Source organism: Streptomyces sp. NPDC111606 (assembly GCF_055656945.1).
Window position 1 is genome coordinate 1,231,472 of sequence record NZ_JBVKBY010000001.1, and the last position, 22,562, is coordinate 1,254,033.

Consider the following 22,562-nt stretch of genomic DNA (forward strand, 5'->3'; position numbering starts at 1 on the left):
GTCACCGCCGCGACGCCGCCCCCAGGACGACTCCGCCGAGGATCAGCCCCATGCACACCATCTGCGTCCAGCCGGTCGCCTCGCCGAGGACCACCCAGGACAGCAGGGCCACGCACACCGGCTGGAGGTAGTAGACGACCCCGGCACGGCTCGGGCCGACGAGCGCGATCGCCCGGTTCCAGGCGAAGAAGGCGACGGCGGAGGAGGCGACCCCCACGTAGAGGATCGGCAGGACCGTCCCGGCGGTGGGCTCGAACCCGCCCTGCACCGCCAGGCTCACCCCCTGCGCGGGCACCAGCAGGACCGTACCCACCAGGAACGTCGTGAACAGGAAGGCCGCACCGCCCAGTTCGGCCGGCCGCCGCCGCAACAGGCCGCTGTACGACCCGAAGCAGCAGGCCGCCGCCACCATCCACAGATCCCCGGCCGCGAACCCTGTCCCGCCCGCACCACTGCCGATCAGCAGCAGGACGCCCGCGCAGGCCACCAGCAGCCCGACCACCCGGCGCGCGCCCAGCCGTACCCCCGCGGCCCGTTCGAACAGCGCCATCAGCACCGGCGAGGCGGCCATGATCATGCCCATGTTGGCGGCGGGAGTGGTCACGCCGGCCTGGTTGACCAGAGTGTTGTAGGTGGTGACGCCGAGCAGCGAGGCGAGGAGCACGAAGCCGAGGTGCCTGCGGATCAGCTCCCGCTGCCGCCAGGCCTGCCGGGCACCGAACGGAGCCACCGCGACCAGCGCCACCAGCCACCGCCAGAACGCGTGCTGCACCGGCGGCACGCTGTCGTGCAGCGCCCGTGAGGTGACGAAGCTGCCGGACCAGACGACCGTGGCGAGAGCGGCGAGAGCGACCCCGAGGGCGGCGGCCGTCCTCGGGGTCGGGGCGATGGAGGGGGATGTCGTACGGGCGGTCCGGTTCAGGACGGCGGGCACAGAGGTCCTTTCGATGGGCGGCGACGGTGACGGGTCCACCGTCGCAGCGCACCATCTGTCGCGTCCATCGAAACTTTTCGAGCATTCCTTTCAGGAGAACTGAAAGGTTCCGGGAGGGATTTCGCTCACCCGACGTGCTCGGCGACCGCCACCTCGACCGCCCGCGCGTCGGTGGCGTCCGCCGCCCACGCCACGTATCCGTCGGGCCGCACGAGCATGGCCGTACGGCGGTCGCTCGCCCAACGCTCCACGGCGAGCCGGTCCTTGCGGCCGCTCTGCACCTCGGGCGCCTCCCCGGCCGACGGGAGGACCAGCACGAACCGCCCGCCCCGCAGAGCCTCGTACAGGCGGCCACTTCCCAGAGCCGCATCCGGGACGCGGGTGCCGACCAGGCGGTGGGAGCCGCGCGCGGCGGCGTACTTGTACCCGATGCCCGAGATCTGGGCCAGGGCCTTCACCTGGGCAGGCCGGGCGGCGTTGACGAAGGCGGAGAACACGGCGCGGACGGCGCGCAGGGCCGGGCTCTGCGCCCGAGCCAGCCGGACCAGCCCGCCACTGCTGCGCAGTACCGCCTTGCCGACGGGGTGACGTTCGGCCTGGTAGGTGTCCAGCAGGGTCGCGGGCTGTCGGCCGCTGACGACCGCGGCGAGCTTCCACCCGAGGTTGGCCGCGTCCTGCAGGCCGGTGTTCATGCCCTGACCGCCGGCCGGTGAGTGGACGTGCGCGGCGTCGCCGGCGAGGAAGACCCGCCCGAGCCGGTACTGCGGCGCCTGCCGTTCGTCACTGTGGAAGCGGGAGAGCCAGCGCGCGTCGTGCATGCCGTAGTCGGTGCCGAGGGCACGGCGGGTGACCTCCTTGACCTCGGCGAGCTCGAGCGGGGCGTCGTCGGGGACCTCATGGCGGCGGTTCCAGCCCATGACGCGGTACCAGCCGTCGCCGAAGGACGCGATCATCGCGAAGGAGTCACCCGCGCCGTCGACGGTGAGCACGCTCGCGGGCTGCTCGGCGAGCCGGACGTCCGCCAGGAACAGGGACTTGATGACCGAGACGCCGGGGAAGGGCAGGCCGATCGCCTGACGTACGGCGCTGCGGTGGCCGTCCGCGCCGACGACGTAGGCCGCGCGGTGCGTGACGACCGCCCCGTCCGGACCGCGCACATCGAGGTCGACCCCGTCGTCGTCCTGTCGCAGCCCCACGACCTCGCTCTCGAAGAGGAACTCGACCCCGAGCTCGCGCGCCCGCCGCTCCAGCAGCCGCTCCACCTCGTACTGCGGGGTGATGAGCAGGAACGGGAAGCGCGACGGCAGCGTGCCCAGGTCGAGCGAGAGGCGACGGAACAGTCGCAGCTCGGTGATGGTGCTGCCGGTGGCGATCAGCTCGTCGGCGAGGCCGCGGGCGTCGAGCTGCTCCAGGGTGCGGGCGTGCACACCGAAGGCGCGGGAGAGGTTGCTGATCCTGTGCGGGCGCCGCTCGACGAGGGTGACGCGGACCCCGGCGGCGGCGAGGTCTCCCGCGAGGAGGAGACCGGTGGGGCCGGAGCCGACGACGAGGACGGGGTGAGTGGAGCCGGTGCCGGTGCCGTTCTTGGCGGTCATGGGAGCCTCCCGATGCCAACGTTTGTTGGCCAACGCATGTTGGTCAACGCTTGTTGGCAACCGTAGAACCGCCCTCCGACCCTGTCAACACTTGTTGGCCTACAGGCGTTGGCATACGATTGTTGGCATGACGCAGAGCAGCAGCCCCGGAGGCACCACCCCTCGCCGCTCCGACGCCACGCGCACGGCGATCCTCGACGCGGCCCGCGAGCGCTTCGCGGCGGACGGCTACGAGCGCGCCACCATCCGCGCGATCGCCAAGCACGCGAACATCGACCCGTCGATGGTGATGCGCTATTACGGCAACAAGGAGGGGCTCTTCGCGGCGGCCGTGGCCATCGATCTGAAGCTGCCGGAACCGGCGTCGCTGTCCCGCGACGACGTCGGCCGGGCCCTCGTGAGCCACTTCCTGGCCATGTGGGAGGAGAACGAGGTGCTCACGGCCCTGCTCCGGGTCGGCGCGACCAACGAGGCCGGGGCGCAGCGCATGCAGGGCATCTTCGCGGACCAGCTGCTGCCGGTGGCCCGTCGGGTGTGCCCCGATCCCGAGCAGGCCCCGGCGCGGGCCGCGCTGGCGTCGTCGCAGTTGCTCGGGCTGGCGCTCACGCGCTACGTCCTGCGGTTCCCGCCCGCCGTGGCGCTGGCCCCCGAGGAGATCGTGGCCTGGCTCGCGCCCACGGTGCAGCGGTATCTGACCGCGCCGTACCCGGCGTGAGAGTCACCCGCCACGGGCCGCCCGGAGAGCACCGCAGAACACACCGAGGGCGCCGGCCTCGTCCACGTACGGCGGATGCGCGTACGTACGACGGGGCCGGCGCCCTCGACGGAAGCGGGGGGCGGTCGGGACCGCGCGGATCAGGCCTTCGCCTTGGCCTTCGCCTTCGGCTGACGGTCCGTGGAGCGGTCCAGGACCATCACGAGTCCCGCGATGACCGCGAACAGCACGATCGGGGCAAGGACGAACTGGCCCAGCGTCTCCATGACGCTCAGGCCCTGACCGGGGTCGTCGCCGTCGTCACGCGTGAGCGCGAGCGCGGGGGACGACATGAGCAGCATCATCAGCGTCGTACCGGCAGCCAGGGCGCCGGCGCGCAGGGCGTTCTTCTTGTCCACGGGGCCAAAAGTACCGAACGCCGCCGGGGCCCGCGCGTCCGGGGGGTGCCGTAAGGAGCACCCGGCCCCGCGGACGCCGCCCGCCGCAGGGCCCGAGCGCGCCGGTCAGCCGTGCCGGCGGGCGTCTCCCCGCAGCACCTCCAGCAACGCCCGCATCCTCGGCGACGCCGCCAGTTCCTCCAGCGTCATCGCCTTTCCCTGCGCGTCCGCGACCGGCAGCCGCCAGTTCGGGTACTGGTCCCACGTGCCCGGCAGGTTCTGCGGGCGGCGGTCGCCCACGCCGTCGGGGAGCCAGATGCCGACCATGCGGGCCGGGGTGCGCAGCAGGAAGCGATGGACGGCCTGGATCTCGGCCTCCTCCTCCGACGCGCAGTGCCCGCCGTGCGTGCCGCGCATCAGCCCGAGCCGGGACAGCAGCTCCAGCCACTCGCCGGTGTCGGCGGCGGCCTCCGCGCGCTCCTGCTCCACGGGGCGGGTCAACAGGCCGAGGCTGTCGCGGAGTTCGACGTGTTCGCCGGTGAGGCGGGCCGCGGTGGACGGCAGGTCGTGCGTGGTGGCGGTGGCGAGGCAGTCGGAGCGCCAGGACTCCGGCGGCAGGGGGCGGCCGTCGCCGCCCCAGTCCCGCTCGAACCACAGCACCGAGGTGCCGAGCACACCCCGCGAACGCAGCGCCTCCCGCACACCGGGCTCGACCGTGCCGAGGTCCTCCCCGATCACCACCGCTCCGGCCCGGGAGGCCTCCAGCACCAGGATCGCGAGCATGGCCTCGGCGTCGTGGCGGACGTACGTCCCTGCCGTCGGCGCATGCCCCTGCGGCACCCACCAGAGCCGGAACAGCCCCATGACGTGGTCGATCCGCAACGCGCCCGCGTAGCGGAAGAGCGCTCTGAGCAGCCGGCGGTACGGCTCGTACCCCGACTCGGCCAGCCGGTCCGGCCGCCAGGGCGGCAGCCCCCAGTCCTGGCCGCGGGCGTTGAAGGCGTCCGGCGGGGCGCCCACCGACATCCCGGCCGCGAAGTACTCCTGCTGCGCCCAGGCGTCCGCGCCCTCGGGATGCACCCCGACCGCGAGGTCGTGCACGACCCCGACCGGCATGCCCGCCTCCCGCGCGATCCGCTGGGTGGCGGTCAGCTGGGTGTCGGTGAGCCAGGCGAGCCGGCAGTGGAAGTCGACCCGGTCCATCAACTCGCCCCGCGCGCGGGCGGTGTCGGGCGAGCGCGGATCCCGCAGTCCCGCCGGCCACCGCCGCCAGTCCGAGCCGTGCACCTCGGCCAGTGCGCACCACGTGGCGTGGTCCTCCAGCGCCTGTCCCTCCTGTGCGAGGAAGTCGACGTAGGCGGCCTGCCGCCCGGGCCCGAGCGGCACCTCACGCACCAGTTCCAGCGCCTCCCGCTTCGCCTCCCACACGGCGTCCCGGTCGATCAACTCCCCCTTCTCCAGCACCGCTTCCCGCAGCCGCGCGGCCCGCTCCAGCAGGGCCCGCACACGCTCGCGGTCCTCGACATGGGCGAACTCGGGCACGTCCTCGACCCGCAGATGCACCGGGTCGGGAAAGCGGCGGGAGGACGGGCGGTAGGGCGAAGGGTCGGTCGGGGCTCCGGGTACGGCCGCGTGCAACGGGTTGACCTGCACGAATCCGGCGCCGAGCGCCCGGCCGGCCCAGGCGGCCAGCTCGCCGAGGTCACCGAGGTCGCCCATGCCCCAGGAGTGACGGGACAGGAGGGAGTAGAGCTGGACGAGAAAACCGTACGACCGTGCGGTGGGCGTGGGCAGCCGGGACGGGGCCACGACCAGGTGGCTCGTCGCCGTACGGCCGTCAGGAGTGGTCACGGTCAATCGGTGGACGCCGGGCGGGAGTTGACCGGCGGGCGGCAGCCGGTCGACTGCGGCGCGGGTGTCGCCCTGTTCGGTCTCGATGTGCAGCCGGGTGCCGGACGGCAGCGCGCCCGGCGCCAGGGGCTCGGCGCCGGGCCGGCACACCACCGTCGGCGGCAGCAGCCGCTCGCGCAGCTCACGCTCCCGCGCGGCCAGTGCGGCACCGACGGACGTGGGCGTGCTCGCGTCGACGTCGAGGGCGGCCAGGGCGAGAGTGAGTGCGGTGGCGGAGGCCGTGACCGTGCGGTCGGCGGACGGCTGGTAGGAGGTGGCGACGCCGTGCAGCTCGGCGAGCCGCGACAGGTCGTCGGAGGGGAGGTCCTCAGGGCCCTCGGCCGGGGCTTCGGCCGACCGCTGTCCTGTCATCTACGGCCTCGTGGAGTACATGTCCATGTCCATACCGATGTCCATACCCATGTCCCAGGTCGCCGCCTCACTCGTCAGCGGTGCAGCGTCCGCGAGCGGCGGTTCGCTGGTGAGGGGCTCGGCGTCGGGCAGGGGTGGTTCGCTGGTGAGCGGGGTCTCGGTGCAGGCGCCCTCGGAGCTGAAGACACAGGCGTACATCTCGGGTTCGGTGAAGACGCCTTCGTACATCTCGGTCTCGCTGGGCGCCTCGGGTTTGGAAAGGGCCGATGCTGTGGCCACGGGGGCCTCCTCTTCGAGTACGGCGTGCGGGTTACCGCCGTCCCTACCCAGCGGGCGCGGTGACAGACGTACACAGAGGAACAACGTGCCTCTCATCACATTCTGTTCCGCACATCCTGTTCCGCTCCTGCGGTTTTCCGGGCTTTCTTGCTGATCACTATTCACTCAGTACATGTACTCAGTACATAATGATGCGCATGAGCACCCGCCACATCCTGCTGGGGCTGCTCGCCACGGGGCCGAGCCATGGCTACGACCTCAAGCGACGCCACGACGAACGTTTCCCGCAGGCCCGCCCGCTGGCCTACGGGCAGGTCTACACGACCTTGCAGCGGCTGGTCCGCGATGGACTCGCCGAGGTCGACGGCACCGACTCGGACGGCGGCCCGGAGCGCACCATGTACCGCGCGACGGACGACGGCGCGCTCGAACTGGCCCAGTGGGCCGGGGAGATCGCGCCGCCCGCGCCGTTCGTGACGAACGAGATCTTCGCCAAGGTCGTCGTGTCGATCCTGTCCGGCGGCGACCCCGAGGCCTATCTGCGCGCCCAGCGTGCCGCCCACATGGAGCGGATGCGGCAGCTCACGGCGGTCAAGACCGCGCCGGGCACCGATCTCGCGACCGTGCTCTCGGCGGACTACGCCCTCAACCACCTCGACGCCGACCTCCGTTGGATGACGACCACGGCGGCCCGGCTCACCACTCTGACCGCGGAGGTCGACGCAGTATGAGCAACCCAGGGGGAAGCCCGGTGCCGCTTCTTGCGGCCCGTGACCTCGTCAAGGCGCACGGCAGGACGCAGGCCCTGCGCGGTGCGTCCGTCGAGCTGCGGGCCGGCGAGATCCTCGCCGTCACCGGCGCCAGCGGCAGTGGAAAGTCGACGCTCCTGCACTGCCTGTCCGGCATCGTCCGCCCGGACACCGGCTCGGTGACGTACGACGGGGAGCGGCTGGACCGGTTGTCCGAGCAGCGGCTGAGCGAGCTGCGGCGTACGGAGTTCGGCGTGGTCTTCCAGTTCGGACAGCTGATCCCCGAGCTGACGGCCCTGGACAATGTCGCGCTGCCGCTGCTGCTCGCGGGTGCCCGTCGGCAGGAGGCGCAGGCGACGGCCGGTGAGTGGCTGGAGCGGTTCGGGGTGCGCGGGCAGGAGGAGCTGCGGCCCGGCGAGATGAGCGGCGGCCAGGCCCAGCGGGCGTCCCTGGCGCGGGCCCTGGTCACCGGCCCGAGGTTCGTCTTCGCGGACGAGCCGACCGGGGCGCTGGACTCGCTTGCGAGCGAGCAGGTGATGACGGCCCTGACCCACACGGCCCGCGAGTCGGGCACGGCGGTGCTGCTGATCACGCACGACGCCCAGGTGGCGGCGTACGCGGACCGCGAGGTGCGGCTGGCCGACGGCACCGTGACACCGCTGGAGGTGGCGGCATGAGAACCCGCCTGAGCGCCGACCTCCGGCTGGCCTGGCTGCTCACCCGGGGGTCCGACCGGCGGGAGTGGTGGCGGGTCATGCTGACGGCGGTGGGGTCGGGAGGTGCGACCGGGATCGGGCTGGCGGTCGCCACGCTCACCGCGATGGACGGGCAGTACTCGGTGTCCTTCGGATCCGGGCTCCTCGATCACCCCAGCGACCGGCAGGGCGTGATCGTCGCGCTGCTGATGCTGCTGGTGCCGGTGCTCGGGTTCCTCGGGCAGTGCGCCCGCGTGGGTGCGGTGCACCGCGACCGACGCCTGGCCGCGCTGCGGCTCGCGGGGGCCACGCCCGCCCAGGTGCGGCGGATCGCGGCGCTGGAGGCGGGGCTGGCCTGTCTGGCCGGCTCGGCCGTGGCCACGGTCTTCTGCGTCCTGCTCCTGCTGCGCCTGTGGCAGGCCCCCGAGCCCTTGGCGTGGCTCGGCATCGCCCCGGTCGCCGTGACCGTCCCGCTGCTGGGCGCCGCCGTGAGCGCGCTGTCGCTACGGCGTGTGGCGGCCTCGCCGCTGGGCCGGGTGCGGCGGGTGCGGCCGGCGCGGGGTCCGGGGCGGACCTTCCTGGTACTGACCGGGTTGCTGGCGGCGACGGCCCTGCTCACGGGCCTGGCCACGGTCTACGGCAACACCCTCGACCACGCTCTCGTCCCGCTGACGGTGTTCGCCGTGAGCCTGCTGACCGGCGTCTCGGCCGTGTGGCTGGCGGGCTGGTCGTCCCGGCGGCTGGGCGCCGCGCTCGCCGCCCGCGCCCAGCGCCCGGCGCTGCTGATCGCGGCGGAGCGGCTGCGTGACGACCCGTGGGCGGCGGCCCGTACCCATGCGGCGGTGCTGCTGGTGACGGTCGTCGGCACGGCCTTCGCCGGCATCCGCGAGGTGCTGATCCAGCTGGTGAACAGCAGCGACGACCTCGCCGAGAACGGCTCCTACTACACCACCGGCCTCGACCTCTCCGGCGCCGCGATCCTCGTCGCGCTGGTACTGACCCTGTCGGGCCTGGCCGTGGGCACCGCCGAGTCGCTGGCCACCCGGCGCCGGGGACTGGCCGCGCAGGCCGCGGCGGGCGTACCGCAGAGCGTGCTCGGCCGGGCGCTGCTCCTGGAGACCGCGCTGCCGCTGGCACCGGCGATGCTGCTCGCGGGCGCGGGCGGCACGGCGATCCACCTGGGCTGGGCCGGGATGCTCGACGAGGCCGCCGGGGGCGTACCGCTGGTGCCCGTCCTGGTGCCGGTCGCCGTCTATGCCGCCTGCCTGCTGGCCGCGGCCACGTCCCTGCCGTTGTTGCGGCGCACGGTGCGGCCGGCGGAGCTGCGGTACGTGTGAGAACGGCCGTACGGCCGCGTGAACGGACGGCCCCGGGGGCACGGGGGACCCTCGGGGCCGGACGCCTGCCGCCGCACGCCAGGTATGCGAAGGCCCGGGTCGTCAGGCGGAGATGCCGTCGATCCGGGCCATGGCGTCCTCGGCGCCGTACGGTTGCAAGTACGGCAGCCAGCGCGGGTCCCTATGCCCGGTGCCGATGATGCGCCAGGCGAGACCGGTGGGTGGAGCGGGTTTGTGGCGCAGCCGCCAGCCGATCTCGAACAGATGTCGGTCGGCTTTCACGTGGTTGCAGCGGCGGCAGGACGCCACCACGTTGTCCCAGACGTGCTTGCCCCCGCGGCTGCGCGGAATGACATGGTCGACGCTGGTTGCGACGCCACCGCAGTACATGCACCGGCCCCCGTCGCGCGCGAAGAGCGCCCTGCGGGTAAGAGGAACGGGCCCCCGATAGGGAACCCGGACGAATCGCTTGAGCCGGACCACGCTGGGTGCGGGGACTGTGACGGTTGCGCTGTGCATGAAGGCGCCGGACTCCTCGAGGCATACGGCCTTGTTCTCGAGGACGAGGACGAGCGCGCGGCGGAGCGGTACGACGCCGAGCGGCTCGTACGACGCGTTGAGGACCAGGACATGCGGCACGGATGCCTCCTTGGGCGTCGGCGGCGCGTGGCTCGCGCCGGGACGATCTGTAGTCAGTCTCCCCTCTCGCCTGGTGAAAGCGCCACCATGTCCCGGTAACGGGCTGAGAGTGTTTTCGACCACATCTGATTCATCCCCTGGGCGATGAACGGTTCATCCCACCAGTTCATCCCCACGTGGGCACGATTCCTCCCTCGAACATGGCGACGATCCACACACGATGCCCCGTTAGTGTGGTGGGTCTGCCCCGCCGGTGACCCTTTCGTGACCTTGACCATCTACCGACGGGGCGGGCCGCTGCACTGGAGGTACCTGCCGTGTCCCTGTCCGCCGTCCTACTGGCCGCCGGTCCTACGCCGTCGCCAACGCCCTCGGGGACGACCACCCCGGCGGTTCCCACGATCAAGGACGCTCACGAGAGTGCGACCCAGGCCGCGACCTGGGTCGAGCAGAACTGGTCGACCTGGCTCGCGATAGGCCTCAGGGTCCTGCTGATCCTGGCCATCGCGGCGGTGCTGAGAGTGGTGATCCGGAGGGCGATCACCAAGCTCATCGACCGGATGAACCGCACCGCCCAGGCGGTGGACGGCACGGCCCTCGGCGGGCTGCTCGTCAATGTCGAGCGCCGCCGTCAGCGCTCGCAGGCGATCGGCTCGGTGCTGCGTTCGGTGGCCAGCTTTGTGATCATGGGCACGGCCGCCCTGATGGTCCTGTCCGCCTTCGAGATCAATCTCGCCCCGCTGCTGGCCTCCGCCGGTGTCGCGGGCGTCGCGATCGGTTTCGGTGCCCGCAACCTGGTCACCGACTTCCTCTCCGGCGTCTTCATGATCCTGGAGGACCAGTACGGCGTCGGCGACACGATCGACGCGGGCGTCGCCGCCGGCGAGGTCATCGAGGTCGGCCTGCGCGTGACCAAGCTGCGCGGCGACAACGGCGAGATCTGGTACGTCCGCAACGGCGAGGTCAAGCGCATCGGCAACCTGTCCCAGGGCTGGTCGACGGCCGGCGTGGACGTCACCGTCCGCTCCTCCGAGGACCTGGACAAGGTCAGGGCCACCATCGACGAGGTCGCCGAGCGGATGAGCAAGGAGGAGCCCTGGAACGAGCTCCTCTGGGGCCCGATCGAGGTCCTCGGCCTGGACAGCGTCCTGCTGGACTCGATGGTCGTACGCGTCTCGGCGAAGACGATGCCGGGCAAGGCCCTGACCGTCGAACGCGAACTGCGCTGGCGCATCAAGCGCGCCTTCGACGCCGCCGACATCCCGATCGTCGGCCGGGCTCCCCTGGCCCTGGAGGAGGAGACCGCGGCCGACCCCACGGCGGGCATGTCGGCCCCCTCGGCCTACGCCAGCACCACCTCCCCGCAGTCCGTGGCGGCCACTCCGCTGACGCCGCCGAGCGTGACGAAGTAGGGCCGAGACCGCGGGACCGGTTCAGCACACTCGTTCGAGTGAACGGTCGGGGCATCCGGCGCGGACAGCACGCGCTGGGTGCCCCATCGTTCAGCCGGGGCACCCGGCGCGGGCTTTGCCTGGCATCAGCACCAGGACTGAACGGCCCCGAACAGACCGCCACCGGCCTGGAGTAGGGTCCGGACGGTGACGGGCGGGCGGGGGCTGGGGCGGGCGTTCGGCTGGCTGTGGGCGGCCTACGCGGTCAGCGCCTTCGGGACACGCCTGGCCTTCGACGCCTTCGCGTTGATCGCGGTCGTCGTGCTGCACGCCGGGGCGAGTGAGGTCGCGCTGCTGGCGGCTTCGGGCCTCGCGGTGGGGGCCGTGGTCGCGGTGCCGCTCGGGGCGTGGGTGGAGTTCCGCCGGAAGCGGCCGGTGATGATCGCGGCGGACCTGATCCGGTGCGCGGCGCTGCTGAGCATCCCCGCCGCGTTCGCGCTCGACGGACTCTCCCTCGGCCAGCTGCTGGTGGTGTCGGTCGTGGTCGCCACGGCGGACATCACGTTCGGCGCGGCGAGCGGTTCATATCTGAAGTCCCTGGTGCCGCCGGAGGACCTGCTCGCGGCGAACGGTCGCTTCGAGGCCACGACCTGGACGACCACCGCACTCGGCCCACCGCTCGGCGGGGTCGCGGTCGGTGTGTTCGGCCCGATGACGACGGTGCTGGTGGACGCGGTCAGCTATCTGCTGTCGGCACTGGGAATCCGGGCGATCGGCGGTAAGGAAGGACAACAGAGCGGCAGACAGCCGTCGGGACGGCACCAGCCGCCTCCGGGCACCCCCTCAGGCCTGCGGATGAGCGACCTCCCGGCCGGCTGGCGGCACATCCTCGGCCACCCCACCCTGCGCCCGCTGTTCCTCAACACGGTCCTGGTCAACGCCCTGATCATGGCGCCGGCCCCGCTGCTCGCCGTCCTCATGCTCGGCCAACTCGGCTTCCCCCCTTGGCAGTACGGCCTCGCCTTCGCCGTACCGTGCCTGGGCGGCCTGCTGGGCTCGCGCCTGTCCCGGCGCCTGGTCGCCCGGCACGGCCGGCGCCGGGTCCTGCTGACCGCGGGCACCCTGCGCGCCGTCTGGCCCGTAGGCCTGGCCTTCATCGGGCCGGGCACGCCGGGCCTCCTCCTCGTCATGGCCGTCGAGTTCGGCCTGATCACCTGCATCGGCGTCTTCAACCCGGTGCTCGCCACCGCCCGCCTCGACCAGACCCCGCCGGACCGCACGACCCGCACCCTGACGGCCTGGTCGATCACCGGCAAGACGGCGACCGCGGCGGCGACGGCACTGTGGGGCCTGCTGGCCGCGCTGACCGGGACGCGCGCTGCGATCGCCCTCGCCGGGGTCCTGCTGCTGGCGACCCCGCTCCTGCTCCCACGGCACGAGTTCGCGGCCGACCGCAGCGCCCTCAAGTAACGACTCTGCTGTCTGCCGGACCAGCTCTCTTGACGCCGCCTTCCTGCCGGGCTTACTTTCCTCGACAGCAGATAGGAAACTTTCCTAACAGTGATCCTGGATGGACTTCCCTCGTAGATCGCTGAGAAACTGGTCAGCCGAAAGGCAGGTGTCGATCCCATGGCAGGAACCGCCGGCACGCCGGGCACCCCGCGCGTCCTGCGCGCCATGAACGACCGTGCCGCCCTGGACCTCCTCCTGGAACACGGGCCGCTGTCCCGCACGCGAATCGGCAAGCTCACCGGCCTGTCCAAGCCGACCGCCTCCCAGCTGCTCGCCCGCCTGGAGGCCGCCGGCCTCGTCCTGGCGACCGGCACCACGGAGGGCCGACCGGGCCCGGGCGCCCAGCTGTACGAGGTCAACCCGGCCGCCGCGTACGCCGCGGGGCTCGACGTCACCCCCGAACGCATCCTCGCCGCCGTTGCCGACGTCACGGGCCGCACGGTCGGGTCGTACGAACTGCCCACCCCCGGCAGGCGCCCGGCCCAGCCCGTCGTCCGGCAGGTGACCGACGCCCTGGACGGCGCGGTGAAGGCGGCGGGCCTCGCCCGCGACGACGTCCACCGGCTCGTCATCGGCACCCCCGGCGCCTTCGACCCCAACACGGGCCGGCTGCGCTACGCCTCCCACCTCCCCGGCTGGCACACCCCCGCACTCCTGGACGAACTCGCCGCGGCCCTGCCGATGCCGGTCGAGTACGAGAACGACGTCAACCTCGCGGCGGTGGCCGAGCAGCGGCTCGGCGCGGCCCGCGGCCACGAGGACTTCGTCCTGCTGTGGAACGAGGGGGGCCTCGGCGCCGCCCTGATCCTCGGCGGCCGGCTGCACCGCGGCTGGACCGGCGGCGCGGGCGAGGTGGGTTTCCTGCCGGTCCCCGGAACACCCCTGGTCCGGCAGGTCGCCAAGGCCAACAGTGGCGGCTACCAGGAGCTGGCCGGTTCGCAGGCGATCCCCCGGCTGGCCCGCGAACTCGGCATCGGCGACATCCCGTCGACGCCGTACGCCGAGGCCGCCGCCACCCTCGTCGAACGGGCCGCCGCCGAGGACAGCGACCTGCACCGGCTGCTCCTCCAGACCTACGCGACCCGGCTGGCCACCGGTCTCGCCTCCCTGGTCTCCGTCCTCGACCCCGAACTCATCGTCCTCAGCGGCGCCTCCCTCACCTCCGGCGGTGAGGTGCTGCGCGCCCTCGTCCAGTCCGAGCTGGAGGAACTGGCCGCGGCCCGCCCCAGGCTGGTCGTCGGCGACGTACGTGAACACCCGGTGCTGCGGGGCGCGTTGGAGAGCGCGCTCGCGACCACACGCGACGAGGTCTTCGACACCGCCCGCTGACGGCCCCGCTCCACCGGCTCACCTCCCCCTCCGCACCCCCTGACTCACCCCCCGCCTTCCCTCACCCACCCCGTTCCCGCCCTTGGGAGACCTCGCCATGCCCGGAAAGTCCTGGAACGTCATACCCTCACCCACCCGCAAGGCAGCAGCCGCCCTCGCCGCCACCGCCTCCCTGGCCCTCCTCGCCACGGCCTGTACCGGCCAGTCGGAGTCCGCCGCCACCGACGACCCCAACGCCAGGACGACGATCACCTTCTGGCACGGCTGGAGCGCGCCCGCCGAGGTCAAGGCGATCCAGGAGAACGTCGACGCGTTCGAGAAGGCCCACCCGAACATCACGGTGAAGGTCGTCGGCAACATCAACGACGACAAGCTCAACCAGGCCCTGCGCGCGGGCGGTTCGAGCGGCCCCGACGTGGTGTCGTCGTTCACGACCTCCAACATCGGCAAGTTCTGCTCCTCGGGCGCCTTCCTCGACCTGAAGCCCTTCATCGAGAAGTCGAAGCTCGACCTCGACAAGCTCATCCCGAAGCCGATGCTCGACTACACCCAGTTCGAGGGCACCCGCTGCGCCCTGCCCCTGCTGGGCGACGCCTACGGCCTCTACTACAACAAGGACGCCTTCGAGAAGGCGGGCATCAAGTCCCCGCCGAAGACCTGGTCGGAGTTCGCCACGGTCGCCAAGAAGCTGACCGAGGCCAAGGGCGACAGCTACGAGCAGCTCGGCTTCATGCCGACCTACCACGGCTACGAGACGGTCGTGGACCACTACATGTCCCAGTGGGACCACACCTACTTCGACAAGGACGGCAAGTCCAACATCGCCAAGGACCCGGCCTTCGCCGAGATGTTCACGTACCAGAAGAAGCTCATCGACGACCTCGGCGGCTTCGCGAAGCTGGAGAAGTACCGCAACACCTTCGGTGACGAGTGGGGCGCCAAGCATCCGTTCCAGACCGGCCAAGTGGCCATGCAGCTCGACGGCGAGTGGCGCCTGGGCATGACCCAGCAGGCCGGCGTCGACTTCGAGGTCGGCACCGCGCCGATGCCCGTCGCCGACGACGAGGCCGCCGAGTACGGCAAGGGCTTCCTCTCCGGCACGATCATCGGCATCGCCCCGCAGAGCAAGAAGCAGAACGCGGCCTGGGAGCTGGTGAAGTACCTGACGACCGACACCGAGGCCGTCGTCTCCTTCGCCAACGCCATCCACAACGTGCCCTCCACGTTCGCCGCCCTGAAGTCGCCCGACCTGAAGGTGGACCCCGGCTTCAAGACGTTCCTGGACATCGCCCAGAACGAGCACTCGAACACCCCGCCGGCCTCCGTCAACGGCTCGACGTACCAGACGACCCTTCAGGACTTCGGCTACCAGTACGAGTCCGGCAAGGTGAAGGACCTGAAGGCCGGCCTGGAGAAGACCGCCAAGCAGATCGACACCGACATCGAGCAGGCGAAGTAGCTCCGTCGATGTCCACGCACACTCTCCGCGCGAAGCGCCGCAGGTCGGCGCTTCGAACGGTGGCCTTCCTGTCACCGTGGCTCATCGGTTTCGGCGTCTTCTTCGCCTACCCGCTGGTGTCCACCGTCTACTTCTCGCTGATGAAGTACGACGGGTTCGGCACACCGGTCTTCCGCGGCCTGGGCAACTGGGCCTACGTCTTCAACGACTACCCGCTGTTCTGGCCGGCGCTGCGCAACACGCTCTGGCTGGTGCTGGTGATGGTGACCTGCCGGGTGGCGTTCGGCCTCGGCATCGGTCTGCTCATCACCAAGATCAAGACCGGCGCGGGCGTCTTCCGCACCCTGTTCTACCTGCCGTACCTGGCTCCCCCGGTCGCCGCGACGCTGGCCTTCGTCTTCCTCCTCAACCCCGGCACAGGCCCGGTCAACTCGGTCCTCGACGGCCTGGGCCTGCCGACCCCCGGCTGGTTCACGGACCCCGCCTGGTCCAAGCCGGCCCTCACCGCGCTGGCGCTGTGGGGCGTGGGCGACCTCATGGTCATCTTCATGGCCGCGCTGCTCGACGTACCGAAGGAGCAGTACGAGGCGGCGGAGCTGGACGGCACATCCGCCTGGCAGCGGTTCCGCTACGTCACGCTGCCGAACATCTCGCCGATCGTGATGTTCGCCGTGGTCACGGGCGTGATCCAGACGATGCAGTACTACACGCAGCCGCTGGTCGCCGGAAAGGTCGCCTCCGGCATCATCGGCGGCTCCGGCCAGCAGTTCGAACCGGGCTACCCCGACAAGTCGACCCTGACCCTCCCCCAACTCGTCTACAACCTCGGCTTCCAGCGCTTCGACTACGGCTCGGCCTGCGTGGTCGCCCTCGTGCTGTTCGCCCTCGCCATGGCCTTCACCGCGCTGCTGATGCGGCGCCGGGGCGGACTGATCCAGGCAGGTGACTGACCATGACCCAAGTACTGGACAAGCCGGTGCAGTTGGAGGCCCCGACCACCGCCGAGCGCACGGCCCGCCGCAGGGCCCTCCTGGAATGGATCGCGATCCACTCCCTCGGCGTCGCGGCCGCGCTCTTCTTCACCCTGCCCTTCGTGTTCGTCGTCCTGACCTCGCTGATGAGCGACCAGCAGGCGCTCACCCGCGACCTGGTCCCGGACACCTGGGAGTGGGGCAACTACACCAAGGTCTTCGACACCCCCGGCTTCCTGACCTGGTGGAAGAACACCCTGATCTACGCCGGCCTGGGCACGCTCCTCACCGTCGTCTCGTCGATCCCGGTGGCGTACGCGCTCGCCAAGTTCCGCTTCCGCGGCCGGAATCTGTCCCTGATGCTGGTCATCTCGATGATGATGCTGCCGCCCCAGGTGATCATCATCCCGATGTACCTGTTCTGGGCGAAGCAGCTCGACCTGTCGGGAACCCTGTGGCCCCTGATCATCCCGATGGCGTTCGGCGACGCGTTCTCGATCTTCCTCCTGCGCCAGTTCCTGATGACGATCCCGAACGAGTACCTGGACGCGGCCCGGGTGGACGGCTGCGGTGAACTCCGCACACTCCTGCGCGTCGTACTCCCCATGGCGAAACCGGGCATCGCCGCGGTGGCCCTCTTCCAGTTCTTCTACGCCTGGAACGACTACTTCGGCCCCCAGATCTACGCGTCCGAGAACCCGGGCGCCTGGACCCTCTCCTACGGCCTGGAGTCGTTCAAGGGCGCCCACCACACCGACTGGAACCTCACCATGGCCGCCACGGTCCTGGTCATGGCCCCCGTGATCCTCGTGTTCTTCTTCGCCCAGAAGGCGTTCGTCGAGGGCGTCACGCTCACCGGAGTAAAGGGTTGAACCACACATGCAGCATCTCCCCGGGGGACAACCCCCGGACCCCCGGCCGATGATCACCGTCCCCCGCACCGGGAAGCGAGGCACCTCGCAGTGAAACTCACCGTGGTCGGCGGAGGCTCGACCTATACCCCCGAACTCATCGACGGCTTCGCCCGCCTCCGGGACACCCTCCCCATCGAGGAACTGGTCCTGATGGACCCGGCGAAGGACCGCCTGGAACTGGTGGGCGGCCTGGCCCGCCGCATCTTCACCCGCCAGGCCCACAACGGCAGGATCACCACCACGACCGACCTGGACGCGGCGGTGGACGGCGCCGACGCCGTCCTCCTCCAGCTCCGCGTCGGCGGTCAGGCGGCCCGCGAGCAGGACGAGACCTGGCCCCTTGAGTGCGGCTGCGTCGGCCAGGAGACAACCGGCGCCGGCGGTCTGGCCAAGGCCCTGCGCACGGTCCCGATCGTCCTGGACATCGCGGACCGCGTCCGCCGCACCAACCCCACCGCCTGGATCATCGACTTCACCAACCCGGTCGGCATCGTCACCCGGGCCCTGCTCCAGGAGGGCCACAGGGCGGTCGGCCTGTGCAACGTGGCGATCGGCTTCCAGCGGAAGTTCGCGGCCATGCTCGACGTCCCCGCCTCCGAGATCCACCTCGACCACGTGGGCCTCAACCACCTCACCTGGGAGACGGGCGTACGCCTGGGCGGCCCCGAGGGCGAGAACGTCCTGCCGAAGCTCCTGACCGACCACGGCGACACGATCGCCGCCGACCTGCACCTCCCCCGCCCCCTCCTGAACCGCCTGACCGCGGTCCCGTCGTACTACCTGCGCTACTACTACGCGCACGACGAGGTCGTACGGGAGCTGCGCACCAAGCCGTCCAGGGCAGCGGAAGTGGCGGACATGGAAAGCCAGTTGCTCGCGCTGTACGCCGACCCGTCCCTGGACGAGAAGCCGGAGCTCCTCGCCAAGCGGGGCGGGGCCTACTACTCCGAGGCGGCAGTCGACCTGGCGGCAGCCCTGCTCGGCGGGTCGGGCAGCCCGTACCAGGTGGTCAACACCCTCAACAACGGCACGCTCCCCTTCCTCCCCGACGACGCCGTGATCGAAGTACAGGCAGCGGTGGGCGCGAAGGGCCCGGCCCCCCTCGCCGTACCGACCGTGGATCCGCTGTACGCGGGCCTGATGGCCCAGGTGACGGCGTACGAGCACCTGGCCCTGGAAGCGGCCCTGCACGGCGGCCGCGACCGGGTCTTCAAGGCCCTCCTGTCGCACCCCCTGATCGGCCAGTACGAGTACGCCGAAGCCCTCACCGACCAACTGATCGCACACAACCGGGAGCATCTCGCGTGGGCCTGACCGCACGTGTCCTCGCCGTAGACGCGGGCAACAGCAAGACCGACGTGGCAGTGGTGGCCGCCGACGGAACCGTGCTGGCCACGGCCCGCGGCGGCGGCTTCCGCCCACCCGCGGTCGGCGTGGAGCCGGCGATGGACACCCTGGCCGCAGCAGTCGACCAGGCCTTCACCGCGGCCGGCGTGACGTCCGCCGACCATGTCTCGGCATGCCTGGCCAACGCCGACCTCCCGGTGGAGGAGGAGCAACTGACCGCGGCTCTGCAGGCACGCGCGTGGGGCACGACCGTCGAGGTCCGCAACGACACCTTCGCGATCCTCAGGTCGGGCGTGCCGGAACCCCGCGGCGTGGCCGTCGTCTGCGGCGCCGGCATCAACTGCGTGGGCATGCGCCCCGACGGCCGTACCGCCCGCTTCCCCGCGCTGGGCCGCATCTCCGGCGACTGGGGAGGCGGCTGGGGCCTGGCGGAGGAAGCCCTGTGGCACGCGGCACGGGCGGAGGACGGCCGAGGAGCGCCCACGACGCTGACGCACACGCTGCCCGCCCACTTCGGCCTGCCCACCATGTACGCCCTGGTCGAGGCCCTGCACCTCGAACACATCGCCCCCGCCCGCCGCCACGAACTGGCCCCGGTCCTCTTCACCACCGCGGCGGCCGGCGACCCGATCGCCCGCGATCTCGTGGACCGCCTCGCCGACGAAGTGGTCACGATGGCGACGGTCGCCCTGACCCGACTGGACCTCCTGGAGGAGTCGACTCCGGTGCTCCTGGGCGGAGGCGTACTGGCTGCCCGCCACCCCCAACTGATCGACACCATCCACGACTTGCTCACCACCCGCGCCCCGAAGGCCGTCCCGACCGTGGTCACGGCAAGCCCGGTCCTGGGCGCGGCCCTGCTGGGCCTGGACGCGGTCGGGGCACTCCCGGAGGTACACGTCCGACTCCGCCAACACTTCGAGCCGTAGGCACCCACCAAGGTTCCTCGCCCCCGCCGCCCCTACCCGTCCCGTCCCCAGGGGCTACGCCCCCTGGACCCCCATCGGCCTGAACGGCCTCGTCCTCAAACTCCCCCAGAGGGGGCACCCCCAGACGGGCTGAGATGCCTGGACCGGCACTGGAAGGTGACCGGAGGAGTGGCCGTGGTGGTGGCGCAGCCCGCGCGGCGCGGCACCCGCGTACGGCCCCGACCCACCACACCCCCGCAGGCGCCACGCGAACCCCCACCCAACCGCCACAGGCCGCCGCAGGCATCGACGCGTAGCCCCTCGAACCTGGAACCGAACAGATTCCCCCGGCGTATTCATGGGCAGGGGGCTCGTGCACAGCGGTTTCGGTATGCCGGAATTTTGGGATCCGCGCTGCGATCCGATCAAGATCCAGCGAAGGCCGGTGCGGATGTCAGTCCCGGCAGCGATACTTGCGGCACGGATGGCCACGGGGGAGGTCAACAGTGACACAGACGCCGAAGAACAGCACGGCACCACCACCACCGGGAAACGACCCGGCACAAGGCGCACCCACCATGCCGTCCGTGCCACCACAGCCCGCACCCCCGGCATCCCCGACTCCCCCCACCGCCAACGGCCGCCCCGTCCCCCCGGCAACACCACCCCGCCGCACCGCCTTCGCCGAGGGCCTGGACCAACTCCGCGCGGCCGCCACCACCGAACCCGGCCGCCTCCGCATCATCGGCGCCCTCCTCGCCGCCCTCGTCATCGCCTTCGGCGCAGTAGCCGCCTGGCAGATGACCGACCGCGCAACGGCCGCCGACGACGTCCTCAACCGCAGCCAGCCCCTCAGCTCGGACGCGGCCGACATCTACCGCTCCCTGGCGGACGCCAACACCGCAGCGGCCAGCGGCTATCTCGCAGGCCTGCAGGAAAAGCCCGCCATGCGCGAGGGCTACGAAAAGGACATCCGCACGGCCGCAGCGAAGCTCGTCACGGCCGCAGCCAACTCCGAACCGGGCTCCCCGTCCGCGAAGACCATCGCGGAACTCAGCAGACTCCTCCCGGAGTACAAGGGTCTCGTGGAAACAGCCAGGGCCAACAACCGCCAGGGCTACCCCGTCGGCGGCGCATACCTGCGCGCCGCGAACGAGATGATGCAGCAGAACATGCTGCCCAGGGCCGAAAAGCTGTACAAGACGGAGAACCAGCGCCTGAACGAGGACTACGCGGACGCGAAGTCCTTCCCGTGGGCCGCCGCAGGCCTCGGCATCGTCGCCCTCGCCGCCCTCGCCTGGGCCCAGCGCCGCAACTACCAGCGCACGAACAGGGTCCTGAACCACGGCCTCGTCACGGCCACGGCCGCCGCCACGGTGGTCCTGCTGTGGCTCGCCGTCAGCCACACGATCGCCCGGGCAGGCCTGAACGACTCCTACGACCACGGCGTCCGCTCCCTGACCGTGCTGCACGAGGCCCGCATCGCCTCACTCACGGCCCGCAGCGACGAGAACCTGACCCTGGTCCGCCGCGGCGCGGACACGAGGACACTCGACGACGACACGGTCGTGGACGCGTACGAGTGGGGCTACGACCAGCAGATCGATCAACTGGGCAAGGCTCTCAACCGTGCCGAGGACCTCGCGGACGACTCGACCGGCAAGAAGCCCGTACAGGACGCGAACGGCTTCATGAAGGTCTGGAAGGACCGCCACGACATCGCCCGCGACGACAACAACAGCGGCAACTACCAGGCCGCCCGCGACCGCGTCATCGGCGCCGCGAAGGAGCCGACGAGCGTGTGCTTCGACAACGTCGACAAGGCCCTCGAGGCAGCGCTCGCGCACGAACAGACCGAGTTCAAGCAGGCCGCGAGCGACGGCCGTGACTCGCTGACCGGCCTCCCGACCGGCGCCGCGGTCCTCGCGGTCCTGGGCGCGGCCGGCGCGGTCCTCGGCATCGGCCGCAGGCTGTCGGAGTACAGGTGAGAGGGGGCACGACGATGAACGCAAGCGATGACTCGGGTCACCTCCGGGGCACAGGCATCCGCACAGGCACCCCCACGAGGGCCCGCACAGGCACCCGCACAGGCAACCTCTGGCGGAGCCTGCGCTCCGGCCTGCGCGGCTGGGGCGGCGTGGGCGCGATGGCGCTGATCGTCGCCCTGACGGTGACCTTCGCCCTGCTGCTGCCCCTGTCCCAGCACCGCGAGGACGACGCGGCCACCGGGAGCCAGGGCCTCGCCCGGGTCAGCCAGGCGAAGGCGGAGGACTGCGAGAACCCGCAGGACCAGAGCCTCTCCCCCTCCGGCGGGAACGGCGGTACGCCGACCGTCGACGCCATCAAGGCACGCAAGGACCGCCGCCTGATCGTCGGCGTCGACACCAACAGCTACCGCTGGGGCTACCTCGACCCGAACAACCCCTCCGGCGAGCTGGAGGGCTTCGACATCGACCTGGTCCACCGGATCGCCGAGGACATCCTCGGCGACCGCGACGCGGTGCAGTTCAAGGCCATCCCGACCAGCCGCCGTGTCGAGGCGATCCAGAAGGGCGAGGTCGACATGGTGGTCCGCACCATGACGATCAACTGCGACCGCATCGGGCAAGTCGCCTTCTCCGCACCGTACTTCGTCACCGGCCAGCAGGTCCTGGCCCCCAAGACCTCGAAGATCACCGGCTTCGACAAGACCCTGGCCGACAGGAAGGTGTGTTCGGCGCAGGGCTCCACGGCGTACGACAACCTGGAGGCGGGCCGGAAGTCCGGCGACCTCCCCGACTCCACCGACATCACGACCACCGTCCCCAACCAGCTCGACTGCCTGGTGAAGTTGCAGCTCGGCAAGGTCGACGCGGTCGTCACGGACGGCGCGCTCGCGGCCAGCCAGGCCGCGCAGGACCCGACGGTGGAACTCAAGGGCGGCCTGTTCACGGACGAGTACTACGGCGTGGCGATGAAACTGGGCTCCGACGATCTGGTACGCCAGGTCAACCGGACCCTGGAGAACTACGTCGAGGACGGCGGCTGGGAGGCGTCGTACGAGAAGTGGCTGCGTCCGACCATGGATCAGGGCGAAAAGAAGTCGGCGTCGGCGACCCCTCCCGACGCCAAGTACAAGTGACCGACCATCAACTGACGCACGATTGACC

General features: G+C 71.2%; 20 protein-coding genes. 14 read left to right on the plus strand and 6 right to left on the minus strand.

Annotated features, from left to right (window positions below; all coding sequences use genetic code 11):
* Position 1: 1 nt before the first annotated feature.
* Together ACZ7M7_RS05595 and ACZ7M7_RS05600 are read right to left on the minus strand one after the other, a co-directional pair.
* A complete protein-coding gene (locus ACZ7M7_RS05595; protein ID WP_472113055.1) occupies positions 2-934 on the minus strand; it encodes a DMT family transporter in 933 nt (310 codons plus the stop codon).
* Between the two features lie 125 nt (positions 935-1,059).
* On the minus strand, positions 1,060-2,529 hold the full coding sequence (locus ACZ7M7_RS05600) for an FAD-dependent monooxygenase (protein WP_472113058.1): 1,470 nt from the start codon (positions 2,527-2,529) through the stop codon (positions 1,060-1,062).
* Positions 2,530-2,656: 127 nt separating this feature from the next.
* On the opposite strand from ACZ7M7_RS05600, the gene ACZ7M7_RS05605 reads away from it, so the two are divergent.
* Positions 2,657-3,244 (plus strand): TetR/AcrR family transcriptional regulator, encoded by a 588-nt coding sequence (locus ACZ7M7_RS05605; protein ID WP_472113061.1) that lies wholly within the window; start codon positions 2,657-2,659, stop codon positions 3,242-3,244.
* A gap of 140 nt (positions 3,245-3,384) precedes the next feature.
* Here ACZ7M7_RS05605 and ACZ7M7_RS05610 read toward each other — a convergent pair whose 3' ends face one another.
* From ACZ7M7_RS05610 to ACZ7M7_RS05620, 3 genes are all read right to left on the minus strand, one after another.
* On the minus strand, positions 3,385-3,642 hold the full coding sequence (locus tag ACZ7M7_RS05610; protein ID WP_031476771.1) for a hypothetical protein: 258 nt from the start codon (positions 3,640-3,642) through the stop codon (positions 3,385-3,387).
* A gap of 105 nt (positions 3,643-3,747) precedes the next feature.
* Positions 3,748-5,883 (minus strand): 4-alpha-glucanotransferase, encoded by a 2,136-nt coding sequence (malQ, locus tag ACZ7M7_RS05615; RefSeq protein ID WP_472113064.1) that lies wholly within the window; start codon positions 5,881-5,883, stop codon positions 3,748-3,750.
* Complete coding sequence (locus ACZ7M7_RS05620; protein ID WP_383614355.1) at positions 5,884-6,111, minus strand: hypothetical protein; 228 nt, start codon at positions 6,109-6,111, stop codon at positions 5,884-5,886.
* A gap of 248 nt (positions 6,112-6,359) precedes the next feature.
* Between ACZ7M7_RS05620 and ACZ7M7_RS05625 the strand changes: the two genes are divergently transcribed.
* Genes ACZ7M7_RS05625 through ACZ7M7_RS05635 form a run of 3 tightly spaced genes read left to right on the plus strand, consistent with a single transcriptional unit; the run spans position 6,360 to position 8,943 of the window.
* A complete protein-coding gene (locus ACZ7M7_RS05625; protein ID WP_427840967.1) occupies positions 6,360-6,893 on the plus strand; it encodes a PadR family transcriptional regulator in 534 nt (177 codons plus the stop codon).
* Complete coding sequence (locus tag ACZ7M7_RS05630) at positions 6,890-7,588, plus strand: ABC transporter ATP-binding protein (RefSeq protein ID WP_472113067.1); 699 nt, start codon at positions 6,890-6,892, stop codon at positions 7,586-7,588. The genes ACZ7M7_RS05625 and ACZ7M7_RS05630 overlap by 4 nt, the downstream gene beginning before the upstream one ends.
* The gene (locus ACZ7M7_RS05635) at positions 7,585-8,943 is read left to right on the plus strand and encodes an FtsX-like permease family protein (protein ID WP_472113070.1); all 1,359 of its coding nucleotides are present in this window, start codon (positions 7,585-7,587) and stop codon (positions 8,941-8,943) included. The genes ACZ7M7_RS05630 and ACZ7M7_RS05635 overlap by 4 nt, the downstream gene beginning before the upstream one ends.
* A 102-nt stretch (positions 8,944-9,045) precedes the next feature.
* Here the strand turns inward: ACZ7M7_RS05635 and ACZ7M7_RS05640 are convergent, their stop codons facing one another.
* Positions 9,046-9,582: an HNH endonuclease gene (locus ACZ7M7_RS05640; protein WP_031476758.1), complete on the minus strand. Its 537-nt coding sequence runs from the start codon at positions 9,580-9,582 to the stop codon at positions 9,046-9,048.
* 317 nt (positions 9,583-9,899) lie between these two features.
* On the opposite strand from ACZ7M7_RS05640, the gene ACZ7M7_RS05645 reads away from it, so the two are divergent.
* The 10 genes from ACZ7M7_RS05645 (at position 9,900) to ACZ7M7_RS05690 (ending at position 22,534) form a co-directional block, all read left to right on the plus strand.
* On the plus strand, positions 9,900-10,994 hold the full coding sequence (locus ACZ7M7_RS05645) for a mechanosensitive ion channel family protein (RefSeq protein ID WP_383624836.1): 1,095 nt from the start codon (positions 9,900-9,902) through the stop codon (positions 10,992-10,994).
* Positions 10,995-11,180: 186 nt separating this feature from the next.
* Complete coding sequence (locus ACZ7M7_RS05650) at positions 11,181-12,443, plus strand: MFS transporter (protein WP_472113074.1); 1,263 nt, start codon at positions 11,181-11,183, stop codon at positions 12,441-12,443.
* Between the two features lie 159 nt (positions 12,444-12,602).
* Positions 12,603-13,814 (plus strand): ROK family transcriptional regulator, encoded by a 1,212-nt coding sequence (locus ACZ7M7_RS05655; RefSeq protein ID WP_383614187.1) that lies wholly within the window; start codon positions 12,603-12,605, stop codon positions 13,812-13,814.
* Positions 13,815-13,935: 121 nt separating this feature from the next.
* Complete coding sequence (locus ACZ7M7_RS05660) at positions 13,936-15,273, plus strand: ABC transporter substrate-binding protein (RefSeq protein ID WP_472113949.1); 1,338 nt, start codon at positions 13,936-13,938, stop codon at positions 15,271-15,273.
* Between the two features lie 8 nt (positions 15,274-15,281).
* Entirely contained in the window at positions 15,282-16,223 is a 942-nt protein-coding gene (locus ACZ7M7_RS05665; protein WP_383614190.1) for a carbohydrate ABC transporter permease, read from the plus strand.
* A gap of 2 nt (positions 16,224-16,225) precedes the next feature.
* The gene (locus ACZ7M7_RS05670) at positions 16,226-17,116 is read left to right on the plus strand and encodes a carbohydrate ABC transporter permease (protein ID WP_383614193.1); all 891 of its coding nucleotides are present in this window, start codon (positions 16,226-16,228) and stop codon (positions 17,114-17,116) included.
* Positions 17,117-17,206: 90 nt separating this feature from the next.
* Complete coding sequence (locus ACZ7M7_RS05675; RefSeq protein WP_472113078.1) at positions 17,207-18,472, plus strand: 6-phospho-beta-glucosidase; 1,266 nt, start codon at positions 17,207-17,209, stop codon at positions 18,470-18,472.
* Complete coding sequence (locus tag ACZ7M7_RS05680; RefSeq protein WP_472113081.1) at positions 18,463-19,434, plus strand: N-acetylglucosamine kinase; 972 nt, start codon at positions 18,463-18,465, stop codon at positions 19,432-19,434. The genes ACZ7M7_RS05675 and ACZ7M7_RS05680 overlap by 10 nt, the downstream gene beginning before the upstream one ends.
* 485 nt (positions 19,435-19,919) lie before the next feature.
* Positions 19,920-21,401 carry a hypothetical protein gene (locus ACZ7M7_RS05685; RefSeq protein ID WP_472113084.1) on the plus strand — a complete coding sequence of 494 codons (1,482 nt, stop codon included), beginning with the start codon at positions 19,920-19,922 and terminating at the stop codon, positions 21,399-21,401.
* Between the two features lie 14 nt (positions 21,402-21,415).
* Positions 21,416-22,534 (plus strand): glutamate ABC transporter substrate-binding protein, encoded by a 1,119-nt coding sequence (locus ACZ7M7_RS05690; RefSeq protein ID WP_383614203.1) that lies wholly within the window; start codon positions 21,416-21,418, stop codon positions 22,532-22,534.
* The last annotated feature ends 28 nt before the right edge of the window (positions 22,535-22,562 follow it).